This window comes from Klebsiella sp. A52, from assembly GCF_018388785.1.
GTDB classification, from domain to species: Bacteria; Pseudomonadota; Gammaproteobacteria; order Enterobacterales; family Enterobacteriaceae; genus Klebsiella; species Klebsiella aerogenes.
Genome location: NZ_CP074437.1, coordinates 3,999,566 through 4,014,444 on the forward strand (window position 1 = coordinate 3,999,566; position 14,879 = coordinate 4,014,444).

Sequence of the window (14,879 nt, forward strand, 5' to 3'; positions counted from 1 at the left end):
GCTTCGGCCCCCACCGCACAGGTATAATAAGATATGAAACTCTCTGAACTCACGCCCCGCGAACGGCATAATTTTATCTATTTCATGCTGTTCTTTTTCTTTTACTATTTCATTATGTCGGCTTACTTTCCCTTTTTTCCGGTGTGGCTGGCGGAAGTAAATCATTTAACGAAAACCGAAACGGGGATTGTTTTCTCCTCCATTTCGCTGTTCGCGATAATATTCCAACCGGTGTTTGGTCTGATTTCCGATAAGCTCGGGCTGCGTAAACATCTGCTGTGGACCATTACCGTACTGCTTATTTTGTTCGCCCCGTTCTTTATTTTTGTCTTCTCGCCGCTGCTGCAAATGAACATTATTGCCGGCGCGCTGGTGGGAGGTATTTATTTAGGCGTAGTGTTTTCCAGCGGTTCCGGCGCGGTCGAGGCCTATATTGAACGCGTCAGCCGCGCCAACCGTTTCGAATACGGCAAAGTACGCGTCTCCGGCTGCGTCGGCTGGGCGCTGTGCGCGTCAATTACCGGCATCTTGTTCGGTATCGACCCTAACATTACCTTCTGGATAGCCTCCGGTTTTGCGCTGGTGCTTGGCGTGTTGTTATGGCTATCACGCCCGGAGGCCAGCAGCAGCGCGCAGGTTATCGACGCCATCGGCGCCAACCGCCAGGCCTTTTCACTGCGTACGGCGGCCGAACTGCTGCGAATGCCGCGCTTCTGGGGATTTATTATTTATGTGGTAGGCGTCGCCAGCGTCTATGACGTTTTCGACCAGCAGTTCGCTAACTTTTTTAAAGGCTTTTTCGCCACGCCGCAGCGCGGGACCGAAGTTTTTGGCTTTGTCACCACCGGCGGTGAATTACTCAACGCGCTGATTATGTTCTGCGCACCGGCAATTATTAACCGCATCGGCGCGAAAAACGCCCTGCTGACCGCCGGCATAATTATGTCGATGCGCATCCTCGGATCTTCTTTTGCGACTTCGGCGGTGGAAGTGGTCATTTTAAAAATGCTGCACATGTTTGAATTACCGTTCCTGCTGGTCGGCACTTTCAAATATATTTCTTCCGCATTTAACCCTAAGCTTTCCGCCACCCTATTTTTAATCGGCTTTAACCTGTCGAAACAGCTTTCCGGGGTAGTGCTTTCGGCTTGGGTGGGACGGATGTACGACACCGTAGGTTTTCACCAGGCCTACCTGATCCTCGGCTCAATCACCCTGAGCTTTACCCTGATATCGCTATTTACCTTAAAAGGTAGTAAGACACTGCTGCCTACAGCAGAGTATAACAATGCGTCCTGAGATTATCCTTCCGTCACGGATGACGGAGACGCCGCTTTGATTTGCGTTTGCCCGCCACTATTCTCCAGTTCGTAGAGGCGGCACTCCGCTCGCGCTGAGATCAATTGCGCCAGTTCTGCCGAGTGGCTGGTAAGCCAGATCTGGCTATAGCGTGACGCTTCGACAATCAGACGCGCCAGCGCCGGGAACATCTGGCGATGCAGGCTGTTTTCCGGCTCATTAATGGCGAGAAACGCCGGTGGCCGTGGGCTGAGTAACGCGACCGCCAGGCACAAAAAACGCAGGGTGCCGTCAGACATCTCCGCCGCCAGCAGCGGCCGATAAATCCCCTCCCGGCGCATCTTCATCACGAAACGCGAGTTGTCGTTCTCGCAGAAAAAGGTACAGTCGGGGAACGCTTCGCCGAGGATTTCGTGCAGCAACTCCTCAGCGCCGATTTCGACGATAGTCTGAAAGGCCGCCGCCAGATTGCCCCCATCGCTATCGAGCACCGGTGAACGGTAGCCGACCGTCGGCTGGCGGAGCGGTGAAAGCCTGCCGATGGCAAACTCATGGTAAAAACGCCAGCGGCGCATGGTCTCCCGCACGCGCGACACTTCCGGGAAACGATGCGGTTCGCCTAGCTGGCCGAAAATAGACTCGTTTTCGTAAATAGTATCGGTGAAGGTACTTTTTTCGCCATTGACATCAACCAGAAACGCCGCCTGGTTTTTCCGCTGCAGTACCCGTGACGATGGCCGGCGGTTAAAACCCGATAGCCAGATATTCTCTTCTTTAACGATCGGGTCAAGCATGAATTGCGTTGGGTACGGCAGTTTTTCCGGAAACCCGACCTGCAATTCGTATTCAAATTCGTCGGTCAGGCAGGCGATTTGCAGACGCCGTGGGTGGCGGTCGGTCGGCGCCTGTTTCCCCGACCACATGATATTCTCAAGCCCACCCTCCTCGCTGACATAGCTGGAAAACTGGCCGCTGGCCGAGGCGGTTAACAGGTGAATCGCTTTGTAGATGTTCGATTTTCCGCAACCGTTGGGGCCAAACACGATATTTAGCGGCCCGAGTTCCAGTTCAATCGCCCTGACTGAACGGAAATTGTTAATACGAATGCGGTTAATCATACCTTTCCTCTGGCGCGCCGATGCTCAACTGAGCGATTTTTTCATCCCGCGCGTTAGCGCGACTCTGGCGAGTTTATCGGCATCCAGATGTGAATCACTAAAGACGCCGAAAAACAGGCGTTCATCATCAATAACCTGCGACACGACCCGGTAGTTCAACGGCTGTCCGGATGGCGCGCCGTACTGCGCAGGAGTGACGGAAACTTCCGTCGCGGTGTCGGCGACGCTAACCAGCAGACCATCTGCTTTGCCGCCCACCAGCATGACCTTAATTAACGGGTGCACTGTGTTCCTCCCGAGTGGGGTCAAAAATGTCATTGAACAAGTCCCTGGCCACGCTGAAGCGCCGCAGGAAAAAAAATCGTCGTATGTACTTTTTTATAGTTCATAGCGGCCTGGAGTATAAAAAAAAACGAATTGCACTTTGTAAGCACGCATTATTAGTAGTAAAGGCCGACAAATGATGAAGGAAAAAAGTGGAATTGTGAATCTTAACAACTCTTATTTGTTGCTCAGGGCGTTGAGAATGGTCGCAAAATGTACATTGGTTACAGTGGGATACCGCGCTATTTGGGAGCCGGACAAGACGCGATGCGCCGCCTCGGAGAAAAAACCGGGCGGCGACGAATAGCACAGTATCTACAAGCCGCGATTTTTCAACATCGGCTCGATCAGCGGATCGTGCCCGCGCCAGTCGCGATACAGCGCTTCGAGATCGCAGCTATTACCGCGCGACAAAATCGCCTCGCGGAAACGTTGACCGTTTCCCCGGGTTAATCCCCCCTGCTCGACAAACCACTGATAACCATCGTCGGCAAGCATTTGCGTCCACAAATAGGCATAGTAGCCCGCCGCATAACCGCCGCCGAAAATATGCGAGAAATAGCTGCTACGATAGCGCGGCGGAACCGCCGCCAGATCCATCTGCTCCTCGCGCAGCGATTGCTGCTCAAAAGCATCGACATCCTGCGGCAGCGCCTGCGGGGTGACGCTGTGCCAGCGCATGTCAAGCAGCGCCGCCGCCAGCAGTTCGCTCATGTCATAACCCTTATTGAACGCTGAGGCGCGGAACATGCTGTCGCGCAGATCATCGGGCATGGCTTCGCCGGTCTGGTAGTGCTTCGCATAATGGGCGAAGACCTGCGGCTCGCTGGCCCAATGTTCATAAATCTGCGACGGGAATTCCACGAAATCACGCGGCGTATTGGTGCCTGAAAGACTCGCATAGCGCTGGTTAGCGAACAGGCCGTGCAGCGCATGGCCAAATTCGTGGAACAGCGTGATGACGTCATCCCACGATAGCAGCGCGCAGCCGCCGGCTTTTGGTTTCTGGTAGTTGCAAACGTTGTAAATCACCGGACGCTGGGCACGCAGCGTCGATTGCTCGACAAACACATCCATCCAGGCGCCGCCGCTTTTGCTGTCACGCGAGAAGTAGTCGCCGTAAAACAGCGCCATTCCTTCGCCGTTGGCATCAAAGATTTCCCATACCCGTACATCGGGATGGTAAAGCGGAATATCAAAACGTTCGACAAAACGAATGCCAAACAGTTGGGAGGCGGTCCAGAACACGCCATCTTCCAGCACCCGATCCAGGGCGAAATAGGGTTTTAGCTGCGCTTCATCGATGGCGAATTTAGCGCGCCGCACCTGCTCGCCGTAATATAACCAGTCCCAGGCCGCGGCCTGAAAATCGCCGCCCTCTTCATCAATAACCTGCTGGATGTCGGCAAGCTCCTGTTCGGCGCGACGGCGGGCCGCCGGCGCGATGCGGCGCATAAAAGCCAAAGCCTCAGACGGCGTTTTCGCCATCTGGTCAGCCATCGACCAGCTCGCGTAATCGGCGACGCCGAGCAATGCGGCCTTACGCGCGCGGATTTCCGCCAGCCGCAAAACCAGTTCACGGGTGTCGTTGGCATCGCCCTTCTGGTTACGCGTCCAGCCTGCAGTGAATAGATTGTGCCGGGTCTGGCGATCGGCAAGGGCCTGTAGCGCCGGTTGCTGGGTGGTATTGGTCAGCGCCAGCAGCCAACGGTCCTGCAGGCCTTTATCGCGCGCGGCATCGGCGGCGGCGGCAATCTCATCCGCGGCCAGCCCGTCGAGCTGGTGTTGATAATCGACAACCAGACCGCCGGACTTCACCGCCGCCAGCAGACGCTGCTGGAACTGACTTTGCAGCGACGCCTCCTCGGTATTCAATGCTTTTAGCGCGGTTTTCTGCTCTTGCGCCAGCGCGGCTCCCGCCAGCTGGAAACGCTGCCAGCTCACCTCAAGCAGACGCCGCGACTCCGGATCCAGATTCAGGGCGTCGCGCTGCTGCCAGACCTGTTTGACTCGCTGGTACAGCGCATCGTTGAGCCAGATATCGTTGCCAAGCTCGGCGAGCTCGGCGGAGAATTGTTCATCCAGTTGCTGTATCAGCGGATTAGTATTCGCCCCGGCCATAGCGAAAAAGACCCGGGTCACCCGGCCCAGGAGCTGGCCGCTCTGCTCCAGCGCGACCAGGGTATTGTCAAAATCCGCCGGCGCCGGATTGTTGACGATTGCCGCAATCTCCTCGCGCTGGCGCCGAACGCCCTCATCAAAAGCCGGGCGATAATGGCTATCTGCAATCAAATCAAAATGCGGCGCCTGGTACGGCAGCAGGCTGACGTGTAAAAAGGGATTATTGTCCGTCATCATTCTCTCCTGAACGCGGGTATCCACTAAGATTAGGCAACTCATTGATTGGCCGCAATGATTTATCCAGCCAGCGCGCTATACCAACAGATGACGATACGATTTTCCTTTACCGCGCGGCGTTAACGCGTGCTATGTTATGACAACACAAAAAGCTTTGAGGAACAGTAAGATGATTATTCTGGTGACTGGTGCAACTGCTGGATTTGGCGAAAGTATTACTCGTCGTTTTATCGCTAACGGCCACAAAGTGATCGCCACCGGGCGTCGTGAAGAGCGCCTGAAGACGCTCAAAGAGGAGCTTGGCGATAACCTGTATACCGCGCAACTCGACGTGCGTAATCGCGCCGCCATCGAAGAGATGATTGCCGGGCTGCCCGCGGACTGGCAGTCTATCGATGTTCTGGTGAATAACGCCGGCCTGGCATTGGGTCTGGAACCCGCTCATCGCGCCAGCGTCGAAGACTGGGAAGACATGATCGATACCAATAATAAAGGCCTGGTGTACATGACCCGCGCGGTGTTGCCGGGGATGGTGGAGCGTAATCGCGGCCATATTATTAATATCGGTTCGACCGCCGGTAGCTGGCCCTACGCCGGCGGCAACGTCTACGGCGCGACCAAAGCTTTCGTACGCCAGTTCAGCCTGAATCTGCGCACTGATTTGCACGGCACCGCGGTTCGCGTCACCGATATCGAGCCGGGCCTGGTAGGCGGCACCGAGTTCTCCAACGTCCGTTTTAAAGGCGACGATGCGAAAGCCGGTAAAACTTACGAGAACACCCAGGCGCTGACGCCGGAAGATGTCACCGAAGCGGTGTGGTGGGTTGCGAATCTGCCGAAACATGTCAACATTAACACGCTGGAAATGATGCCGGTCAGCCAGAGCTTCGCCGGGCTCAGCGTCCATCGTCAGGGCTAACGCCCTCAGCGGCCTGGCCTGCGGGCCAGGTCTGGGCGGAACGGCAAAAAACGAGTAAAATAATGCTCATAACCCATTAAAAAGTAATCATCAATGGCCGCAGAAACGCAACTGAATCCGACCCAGCCCGTCAATCAGCAAATCTATCGCATCCTTCGTCGGGATATTGTCCATTGCCTGATCCCGCCGGGAACCCCGCTGTCAGAGAAAGAGGTGTCGGTGCGGTTTGATGTTTCGCGCCAGCCGGTACGGGAAGCCTTCATCAAATTAGCGGAAAACGGGTTGATTCAGATCCGTCCCCAGCGCGGCAGCTATGTGAATAAAATCTCAATGACCCAGGTGCGCAACGGCTGTTTCGTACGTCAGGCCATTGAGTGCGCGGTAGTGCGCCGCGCAGGAACGATGATCAACGATGAACAGCTCTATCAGCTGGAACAAAACCTCAACCAGCAGCGGGTGGCGGTTGAACGTCAGCAGCTCAATGATTTTTTCCAGCTCGATGATGAATTTCACCAGAAATTATCCCTTATCGCCGACTGCCAGCTGGCGTGGGACACCATTGAAAATATCAAGGCGACCATCGATCGGGTACGCTATATGAGCCTTGACCACGTGACTCCGCCCGATATGCTGCTGCGTCAGCATCTCGATATTTTTCAGGCACTGGAAAAACGCGATCTTGATGCCGTAGAAAAGGCGATGAATATTCACCTGCATGAAATTAGCGAGTCGGTTTTGTTGATTCGTCAGGAAAATAGCGAGTGGTTCAGCGAAGAATAATGGGTTAAGCGGCAGCCAACGTTGCGTCAGCTGCCGTAAAATAGATTACCGAACCACTAACACCGGAATTTTGGCATAGCGTAAAACGGATTCGGCGTTAGAACCGAGGAGATGAGTTGATATACCCGGCTTGCGTGAACCAATAACGATAACGTCAAAATTCTCTTTTTCGCTCAGCGCTAATATTTCATCACGCACATTGCCAAAAACAATGCGGGTATGGATCCGCGACGCCGGGATTGAAAACAATCGCGACAGATCGCGCATTTTCTTTTCCGACTCTTCTTTCATGAAGGCTTCAAATTTACGAATATCCGCCGTGAAGCCGCGCAACAAAGAACTGGTGCTGTTTGGCAGCACGTTCAGCAACGTGATTTCACCTTCTTCGGCAGATGCTAAAAAATCCGCGTGACGAACGGCTTTATCGCTTAAATCCATTTCAAACACATCGACCGGCAATAATATCTTTTTGTACATAGCCTGAGCTCCTTAGTCCTGAAGAAACCGTTGGGGGGATTTTATTCTGCCATATTTAAGCGTGTGGGAATACGATCAATCACCCAAATAAATACTTCAGAGATAAAAATAAACATCAACAATATATAATTAATTATGGAAAGTTAGAGTTATGTATAGACGGGAAATATCAGAGGCTATTCGTATTGCTAATACAAAAATAGCCCGACTCGCTATGCGATGCCGGGCTATGAATGGAATGATGTTTTTTTTACTGGCCTTTAGCCCATTCGGCGACGGTCGCCTTGGCGCCGTGAATCTGTAAAGAGAGATACGCCGCCGTCACCGCATCGACAAAACGCGGTTCCTGCGGCAGGCTATCGCCGAAAATGGCCTTAATACCCAGCAGCGCCTGCACGCGTTCGCTACCCTCTTTACTACCCTGCACCGCCTGTTGAATGACCGGCAGTAGCGGATCGCTGATTTCAATCGCCTGCCCCTTGTCATCGACACCGCTCACGTAGCGCATCCAGCCGGCAATACCCAGCGCCAGCAGGCTGAAATCACTGTGATGCGCCAGGTGCCAGCGCACGGAGTCCAACATACGCTGCGGGAGCTTCTGGCTACCGTCCATCGCAATCTGCCAGGTGCGGTGCTTAAGCGCCGGATTGCTATAACGCTCAATAAGCAAACCCGCATAACGCGCCAGATCCACGCCCTGTACACTCAGCGTCGGCGCTTGCTCTTGCAACATTAACGCCTGCGCGGCGCGGCGGTAGTTATCATCCTGCATGCAATCATTGATATGCTGATAACCGGCGAGATAGCCCAGATAAGCGAGGAACGAATGGCTGCCGTTGAGCATTCGCAGCTTCATCTCCTCAAACGGCACGACGTCAGTGACCAGCTCCGCGCCGGCTTTCTCCCACTGCGGACGACCGGCGACGAAGTTATCTTCGATAACCCACTGGCGGAACGGTTCACAGGCCACACCGGCCGGATCGCGCACTCCGGTGAGTTGTTCAATTTTATCCAGCGTATCAGCGGTCACTGCCGGAACGATCCGGTCGACCATTGTGGAAGGGAACGTCACGTTCTGCTCAATCCACTGCGCCAGTTCGTCATCAACGGCGCGGGCATACGCACAAACTACGTTGCGCATTACGTGGCCGTTTTCCGGCATATTATCGCAGGACATGACGCTGAAAGCCGGCAGACCGGCGGCACGACGGCGCGCCAGCGCTTCTACCACCACGCCCGGCGCCGATTTCGGCTGGTGTGGAGTTTGCAGATCGGCGGCAATCAGCGGGTTATCAAGCTGCAGCTGACCGGTGGCCGGAGAGTGGCAGTAGCCTTTTTCGGTGATGGTCAGCGAGACAATCGCTACCTGAGGCTCGCACATTTTCGCTAACACGCTTTCCAGGCCATCGACCTGCGCATGCATCGCCTGTTTCACCACGCCGACGACGCGTGCGGTCCAGGCATCGGCGGACATTTCAGCCACCGTATAGAGCAAGTCCTGCTGTTGCAAATCGGCAATCTGTTGCTCACCGCCAATGAGGTTCACTTCGGTATAGCCCCAGTCGCTGCCGTGTTCGGCGGCAAGGATATCGGCATACACCGCCTGATGGGCGCGGTGAAAAGCCCCAAAACCGAGATGAACGATGCGAGAAACCAGCTTGCTGCGATCGTAAGAAGGAAGCGTTGCCCTGGCGTTTAAAAGCGTGTTTTCCATGGTGTCTCTCATTTTTATGATGACTGATAAATCATTCTCAAACAGAATGTTTTGGTGAGGTAAACCATCGCACGCAATTGGTATGACATCTTTGATTTTCATCAACTACCATACAAGAAGATCCGGCGCTGTCGCGTTTCGTGATCCTGCGCGCAATGGCGGGGATAGCCGGGAGTATCCCGGCTATCCTGGGTTAACGATGTGATTATGATTTCGCGTATTGGCCATTCGCGTTTAGCGCCTGGCGCGTACCGGCGTCCGCCGCATCGTGGTCCAGACTCAGGTCACGGTCACACACTTCCGGCATCAGTAATGACGAGATGAGACCGATAGCTGAATAACAGATCAGCATCGCGACAATCGGCCACCACGAACCGGTTACGTTACAGAAGATACCGGCCAGCACCGGCCCGAATCCCACCGCCACCAGGCCGCCGGCCTCTTTTGAGATAGCCATTCTGGTAAAGCGATTACGCGAGCCGAACATTTCCGCCATGGTGATATTTTCCAGCGCAAACAGACCCAGTACCGCCACGTTATGAATAACAATCAGGGACAGCATAATGGTGCTGGCGCTATAGCTTTTATCGACAATAATAGCCAGCATCGGCCAGGCCAGAATAATGGCGGAAATATTGACGATAATATAAGGTAAACGGCGCCCAACTTTATCCGATAGCCAGCCTAACAGTGGGATAGTAATAAAGCCAATCACTGAGCTAATCATTAAGGCATCGGTCGGAATCGCTTTATCAAATAATAGACTTTGAACCAGATATCCCGCGAGAAATGTTTGTAATAAACCGGAATTACCGGCCTGTCCAAAGCGTAAACCGGTCGCCAGCCAGAATGATTTACTTTTTAACATCGCGCCGAAGGTATTTTGCGCGGCGGCGGCTTTAGCCTTAACTTCATCAGCTTCGTTGACCTGTTCAAATACCGGGCTCTCTTTCAGATTTAAACGCAGCCAAATGGCAAAGATCATTACCACGACGCTTGCAAGGAACGGAATACGCCATCCCCAGGCGATGAGTTGTTCGCGATCGAGCAGGAAGAACATCACTGCCCAGATGGCCGTGGCGCTCAATGTTCCGCAGTTGGTGCCCATCGCCACCAGAGAAGAGATGATGCCGCGTTTCCCTTTCGGCGCATATTCCGCCAGCATGGTACCGGCGCCGGAAATTTCAGCGCCCGCCCCCAGCCCCTGAATAATACGCAGGGTCACCAGTAACACCGGCGCAAAAATACCAATCTGCGCATAAGTGGGTAATACGCCGATTAACGTGGTGCAAATGCCCATCATGGTGATGGTAATAAACAGAACCTTTTTACGCCCGATGCGGTCCCCCATTTTACCGAATATGAAAGCGCCGACGATCCGCGCAATATATCCTGCGCCATAGGTTCCCATGGCTAATATCAGCGCCATGGCCGCCGACTGCTCCGGGAAAAATATCTCATGAAAGACCAGCGCGGCGCCTAAAGAATAAAGCTGGAAATCCATAAATTCCAGTGCCGTGCCAAGCCAGCCGGATACCGCGGCGCGGATAAGATCCGTGGTACTTCTCTCATTTTTAGCTGTCGTCATAATAATAATCTCTAAAGTAGGATACAGCGAGGTTATTTATATTTATGCGTTGAAGGTTAATAACACCTTACAACAATGCTTGCGGTCTTCTTCAAATAACGTCATGGCATCGACAACATGCTCGAAAGCAAACTGATGGGTGATGAGCCGATCCGGATTAATTAAGCCGTTTGCCAACCATTCAAGAACCAGCGGGAATTTATTGGCATTGAGCCTGGACGAATAAATAGTGAGCTCTTTACCGGTGATCCCCTGCTGCGCCACCATTGACGGTTCGGTAGAAAAGCCCATCAGCACAATCCTGCCTGCCGGCGAAGCCAGTGCGATGGCCTCTGGGAAAATCGCCGGATGGCAGGCGGCGTCGATAATCAGCGTCGGTCGGATACCCTGCGCTTCCAGCGCCTGCGCCAGCGGTTGCTCCTTATTATTAATGGTCCAGTCGGCGCCGTTTTGCTGCGCCATCTGCAGCCGCTCAGGGATCTGGTCGGCGACGATCACCTGCCGCACGTTATAGACGCGCTTGAGCACCTGAATGGTGGTCAGCCCCATCGGCCCAGCGCCGTAGACCAGCGCGATATCCTGTTCGCGTGGTTTAGCCTGGCCGGTGACATTCGCCGCAATAGTAAAGGGCTCCACCATTACCGCATGATGGTCGCTCACGTTCTCCGGCACCGGCCAGGCATTTTTGGCCGGTACCACCGCGTATTCGCTAAACCCGCCATCGCGATGCACGCCCAGCACCACCAGCGACGCGCAGACGTTGGGCTTACCGACCGAACAGGGATAACAGTGGCCGCAGCTGATCACCGGATCAACCGTCACCCGCTGGCCCACGACTTTATCCGTCACGCCCTCGCCCACGGCATCAATCACGCCGAAAAACTCGTGGCCAATGACCCGCGGATATTTGGCGAACGGATTATGTCCACGATAGATGTGGCTATCTGAGCCGCAAATTCCCGCCAGTTTCACCTTTACCCGCACTTCCCCGTTCCCCGGCTGCGGCAATGGCCGTTCTTCAATCGCCAGCGCGTTCGGCTGTTGGATAACAATACTTTTCATTTTCCTCTCCTTACCAATTCCACAAAGTGCCATCTTCGAGGCGCGCCACCGGCAGACAGGCGGGTTCATAGGGGTATTTCGCCGCCAGCTTCTCATCGAACTCGATGCCCAGCCCTGGTTTATCGCCCGGATGCATATAGCCATTGTCAAAACGCCAGCTATGCGGGAAGACCTCCAGCATCTGTTCGGAATAGCCCATGTACTCCTGAACGCCGAAATTTGGCACCCACAGATCGAAATGCAGCGCCGCCGCCATGCATACCGGAGAGAGATCGGACGGCCCGTGAGAACCGGTACGTACCTGGTACAATGAAGCAAAATCGGCGATACGCCGCATGCCGCTGATCCCGCCAGCGTGGGTAATGGTGGTGCGGATATAATCAATGAGCTGTTCTTCAATCAGCTGTTTGCAATCCCAGATGCTATTAAAGACTTCGCCGACGGCAATCGGCGTGACGGTATGCTGGCGAATTAAGCGGAAGCACGCCTGATTCTCTGCCGGTGTCGGATCTTCCATCCAGAACAGACGATACTCCTCAACGCTTTTACCAAATCGCGCCGCCTCGATCGGCGTCAGGCGATGGTGCATGTCGTGCAGTAAATGCTCGTTGAAACCAAATCGTTCGCGCACGGCGGCAAATAGCCGCGGGGTGAAATCGAGATATTTCTCCGTTGACCACAGCTGCTCTTCCGGCCACACGCCTTTGGTCGCCGGCTCGTATGCCTGACCTTTGCCCTTGGCCATGCCGTAGGTGGTTTTCATCCCCGGAATACCGCACTGCACGCGGATCGCCTTAAAACCCATTTCCTGATGGCGGGCGTAGTCGTCCAGCACTTCATCAATGGAATGACCGGTGGTGTGGCAGTAGACCATCACCCCTTCGCGCGAGGCGCCGCCCAGCAGTTGGTAAAGCGGCATTCCGGCGGCTTTGGCTTTGATATCCCACAGCGCCATATCAACGGCGGAAATAGCCGACATGGTCACCGGACCGCGGCGCCAGTAGGCGCCTTTGTAGAAGAACTGCCAGATATCTTCGATGCGGTGAGCATCACGGCCAATCAGCTGCGGACAAAGGTGATCTTTCAGGTATGAGGCGACCGACAATTCACGGCCGTTGAGCGTGGCATCACCGAGGCCGACAATCCCGTCATCGGTGGTGATTTTTAAGGTGACGAAGTTACGCCCTGGGCAGGTAACGAACACGTCGGCGGCAATGATCTTCATGGGTAATTCCTTACATCTGTGCGGTTAGTGATCAAAATTAAATCACCAGACCTACTACCATACAAGTATGATATTTAAAAAAGATGCGAAGGATCACAAACGGATGTGGTTGCGGGGGGCGCCAGGCGCCCCCCGTTAGCGATTAATTAATGCGGTCTTTTACGATGAAGAAATAGCACAGCGCGCCGGTAAAGGTCACACAGGCGGCGATGACTAAGGCCAGGTTAAAGGAGTGCGTGGTGTCCACTACCCAGCCGGTGACAACCGGCGCAAAAGAGGCGAAAACAAAGCTGCCAAAGTTCTGGATCGCGGCCACCGACGCGACTTTATTCTCGCTGACCATCACCTGTACCAGTCCCCAGGCCGAGGTTCCGGCAAAGTGGACGCAGAATAGCGCCATGGAGATAAACGCCACCGCCTGGGTCGGCGAGTTAGATTGCACCACCAGCAACGTGCCGAGCGCAGAAAGCGTCAGGCCAACCACAATGGCCGTTTTGCGCGTTTTCGCCAAATCGTAACCGCGGCGCGCCAGCGCATCGACCACCAGCCCATTGACCCACATGCCCACCGCCGCGGCCAGAAACGGGATTGCCGCCACCCAGCCGGTTTTCGCCAGGCTCAATCCCTGCTGCGCCTGCAGATAACCGGGCAGCCACGCGATATACAGCCAGCCGGTATAGTTAACCCCGGAGAAGCCTAAAATCATGCCCCAGGTGGTGCGTCGTTTGAACAGCGCCAGCCACTCGCTGAATACCAGCGTTGGGCGCGCTTTTTCCGGCGCCGCCAGATACTGGCGCTCCTCCTGTTGCAGATCGAACTGCGCGCGGTTGCGATACCACGCGTACCAGCACAGGCCCACAACGATCCCGGCAAGGCCGATAACCACGAACATGGTGCGCCAGCCCCAGGCTATCTGCATCAGCACCAGCGCCGGCGGCGCGATCGCCTGGCCAAGCACCGTTGACGAGTTAAAGATGCCGACCGCGGTGCCGCGCTCTTTTTGTACGTACCAGTCGGTAATGGATTTTACCCCCGCCGGCATAAACGGCGCTTCGCCAATCCCGAGGCCAATACGGAGCAAAATAAAGTGGCTAAAGGAGTTCACCACCCCAGTTAGCGCCTGCATCAGTGACCAGAAAATCAGCCCTGCCCCCAATACAATTCGCGGGCCGAAGCGATCGAGCAAAATACCCGAGGGCAGTTGAGCAAAGCCGTATGACAGAGAGAACGCCGACAGCAGCACGCCGAATTCCGTCGCGCTAAGCCCGAGATCGCCGCGAATAGCCTCACCGGCAACGCTTAATGACGAACGATCGAGGAAGTTGACGATACCGGCGATGAACAGCAGCGTCAGGGTGACTTTTTGCACCCGGCCAATGCGCACGGGTTTGGCGCCAGCTTCGCTGGCAAGGGTTTGTGTAGCCATAATTGCCTCTTACGATAAACAGCACGATGCGTTTAGGGTAAGTAAGGCAACTAGTCGGCTACCATACAAGAATTAAGGTTGAAATTAGCGTGGAAGATCACAAAGGGCGATTTTTTATCCTGCTACAAGACGCTATGCCCGCCCCCAGCCAGCAACGATGATCAGCATGCCGAATAGCGCAATCACGGCCCCCGCCCAGTCAAAGTGGCTTAGCTTCACGCCATCGACGAAACGCAGCCACAGCAGCGCGGTGCAGACGTAGACGCCGCCATAAGCGGCATACACTCTGCCGCTGGCCTCCGGGTGCAGGGTCAGTAGCCAGACGAACATCGCCAGCGCCATCGCGGTTGGGATCAACAGCAGCGGCGAACCGCCCCGCTTCAGCCATAGCCACGGCAGGTAACAGCCGATGATTTCGCACAGCGCGGTAGCAAAGAAAAGTAACGTGGTTTTCAGCATTAAAGTTTGGTAAATGAGACAATTTGTTGCACTAGTGTACGCGATAATGCGCAGGTACCCATGCCATTTTGTCCGGTAGGCGCGGGTAGCGAGTTGTAGTAAACTTGTCCAACTGGTTAACCCTTTTTAT

Annotated in this window: 12 protein-coding genes and 1 pseudogene; 3 read left to right on the top strand and 10 right to left on the bottom strand. The window is 54.7% G+C overall.

From position 1 onward, the window contains the following. Positions 1–33 precede the first annotated feature (33 nt). Complete coding sequence (locus KGA69_RS18895; protein ID WP_045394589.1) at positions 34–1,299, top strand: MFS transporter; 1,266 nt, start codon at positions 34–36, stop codon at positions 1,297–1,299. Positions 1,300–1,301: 2 nt separating this feature from the next. Here KGA69_RS18895 and KGA69_RS18900 read toward each other — a convergent pair whose 3' ends face one another. The 3 genes from KGA69_RS18900 to dcp form a co-directional block, all read right to left on the bottom strand. After that, a complete protein-coding gene (locus KGA69_RS18900) occupies positions 1,302–2,417 on the bottom strand; it encodes an AAA family ATPase (RefSeq protein ID WP_045394592.1) in 1,116 nt (371 codons plus the stop codon). A 24-nt stretch (positions 2,418–2,441) separates the two neighbouring features. After that, positions 2,442–2,702, bottom strand: a complete 261-nt coding sequence (locus tag KGA69_RS18905) for a hypothetical protein (RefSeq protein ID WP_045394594.1) — start codon at positions 2,700–2,702, stop codon at positions 2,442–2,444. A 354-nt stretch (positions 2,703–3,056) separates the two neighbouring features. After that, positions 3,057–5,096, bottom strand: coding sequence for a peptidyl-dipeptidase Dcp (dcp, locus tag KGA69_RS18910; RefSeq protein ID WP_213293148.1), 2,040 nt, complete (start codon positions 5,094–5,096; stop codon positions 3,057–3,059). Positions 5,097–5,268: 172 nt separating this feature from the next. On the opposite strand from dcp, the gene ydfG reads away from it, so the two are divergent. Both ydfG and KGA69_RS18920 read left to right on the top strand, forming a co-directional pair. After that, the gene (ydfG, locus tag KGA69_RS18915; RefSeq protein WP_045394599.1) at positions 5,269–6,018 is read left to right on the top strand and encodes a bifunctional NADP-dependent 3-hydroxy acid dehydrogenase/3-hydroxypropionate dehydrogenase YdfG; all 750 of its coding nucleotides are present in this window, start codon (positions 5,269–5,271) and stop codon (positions 6,016–6,018) included. A gap of 93 nt (positions 6,019–6,111) precedes the next feature. Further along, a complete protein-coding gene (locus KGA69_RS18920) occupies positions 6,112–6,798 on the top strand; it encodes a GntR family transcriptional regulator (protein WP_045394600.1) in 687 nt (228 codons plus the stop codon). Between the two features lie 45 nt (positions 6,799–6,843). On the opposite strand, the gene KGA69_RS18925 is transcribed toward KGA69_RS18920, so the two are convergent. From KGA69_RS18925 to KGA69_RS18955, 7 genes and pseudogenes are all read right to left on the bottom strand, one after another. After that, positions 6,844–7,275, bottom strand: a complete 432-nt coding sequence (locus tag KGA69_RS18925) for a universal stress protein (RefSeq protein ID WP_047048088.1) — start codon at positions 7,273–7,275, stop codon at positions 6,844–6,846. A 250-nt stretch (positions 7,276–7,525) separates the two neighbouring features. Continuing rightward, positions 7,526–8,989 (bottom strand): mannitol dehydrogenase family protein, encoded by a 1,464-nt coding sequence (locus tag KGA69_RS18930; protein ID WP_045394605.1) that lies wholly within the window; start codon positions 8,987–8,989, stop codon positions 7,526–7,528. A gap of 205 nt (positions 8,990–9,194) precedes the next feature. Beyond that, the gene (locus tag KGA69_RS18935; RefSeq protein ID WP_047048083.1) at positions 9,195–10,577 is read right to left on the bottom strand and encodes an MFS transporter; all 1,383 of its coding nucleotides are present in this window, start codon (positions 10,575–10,577) and stop codon (positions 9,195–9,197) included. A 42-nt stretch (positions 10,578–10,619) separates the two neighbouring features. Continuing rightward, positions 10,620–11,639, bottom strand: coding sequence for a Zn-dependent oxidoreductase (locus tag KGA69_RS18940; RefSeq protein ID WP_047048082.1), 1,020 nt, complete (start codon positions 11,637–11,639; stop codon positions 10,620–10,622). Positions 11,640–11,649: 10 nt separating this feature from the next. Next, positions 11,650–12,864, bottom strand: coding sequence for a D-mannonate dehydratase ManD (gene manD, locus KGA69_RS18945; protein ID WP_213292587.1), 1,215 nt, complete (start codon positions 12,862–12,864; stop codon positions 11,650–11,652). A gap of 142 nt (positions 12,865–13,006) precedes the next feature. Further along, positions 13,007–14,290, bottom strand: coding sequence for an MFS transporter (locus KGA69_RS18950; RefSeq protein WP_113373463.1), 1,284 nt, complete (start codon positions 14,288–14,290; stop codon positions 13,007–13,009). 132 nt (positions 14,291–14,422) lie between these two features. Further along, positions 14,423–14,811, bottom strand: a pseudogene (locus tag KGA69_RS18955) (YnfA family protein). Between the last annotated feature and the right edge of the window lie 68 nt (positions 14,812–14,879).

Bases quoted from the DNA above. Each gene is read 5' to 3' on its own strand.
- dcp (WP_213293148.1), bottom strand. From the start codon at position 5,096: ATGACGGACAATAATCCCTTTTTACACGTCAGCCTGCTGCCGTACCAG.
- KGA69_RS18895 (WP_045394589.1), top strand. From the start codon at position 34: ATGAAACTCTCTGAACTCACGCCCCGCGAACGGCATAATTTTATCTAT.
- KGA69_RS18900 (WP_045394592.1), bottom strand. From the start codon at position 2,417: ATGATTAACCGCATTCGTATTAACAATTTCCGTTCAGTCAGGGCGATT.
- manD (WP_213292587.1), bottom strand. From the start codon at position 12,864: ATGAAGATCATTGCCGCCGACGTGTTCGTTACCTGCCCAGGGCGTAAC.
- ydfG (WP_045394599.1), top strand. From the start codon at position 5,269: ATGATTATTCTGGTGACTGGTGCAACTGCTGGATTTGGCGAAAGTATT.
- KGA69_RS18935 (WP_047048083.1), bottom strand. From the start codon at position 10,577: ATGACGACAGCTAAAAATGAGAGAAGTACCACGGATCTTATCCGCGCC.
- KGA69_RS18950 (WP_113373463.1), bottom strand. From the start codon at position 14,290: ATGGCTACACAAACCCTTGCCAGCGAAGCTGGCGCCAAACCCGTGCGC.
- KGA69_RS18925 (WP_047048088.1), bottom strand. From the start codon at position 7,275: ATGTACAAAAAGATATTATTGCCGGTCGATGTGTTTGAAATGGATTTA.
- KGA69_RS18940 (WP_047048082.1), bottom strand. From the start codon at position 11,639: ATGAAAAGTATTGTTATCCAACAGCCGAACGCGCTGGCGATTGAAGAA.
- KGA69_RS18920 (WP_045394600.1), top strand. From the start codon at position 6,112: ATGGCCGCAGAAACGCAACTGAATCCGACCCAGCCCGTCAATCAGCAA.
- KGA69_RS18930 (WP_045394605.1), bottom strand. From the start codon at position 8,989: ATGGAAAACACGCTTTTAAACGCCAGGGCAACGCTTCCTTCTTACGAT.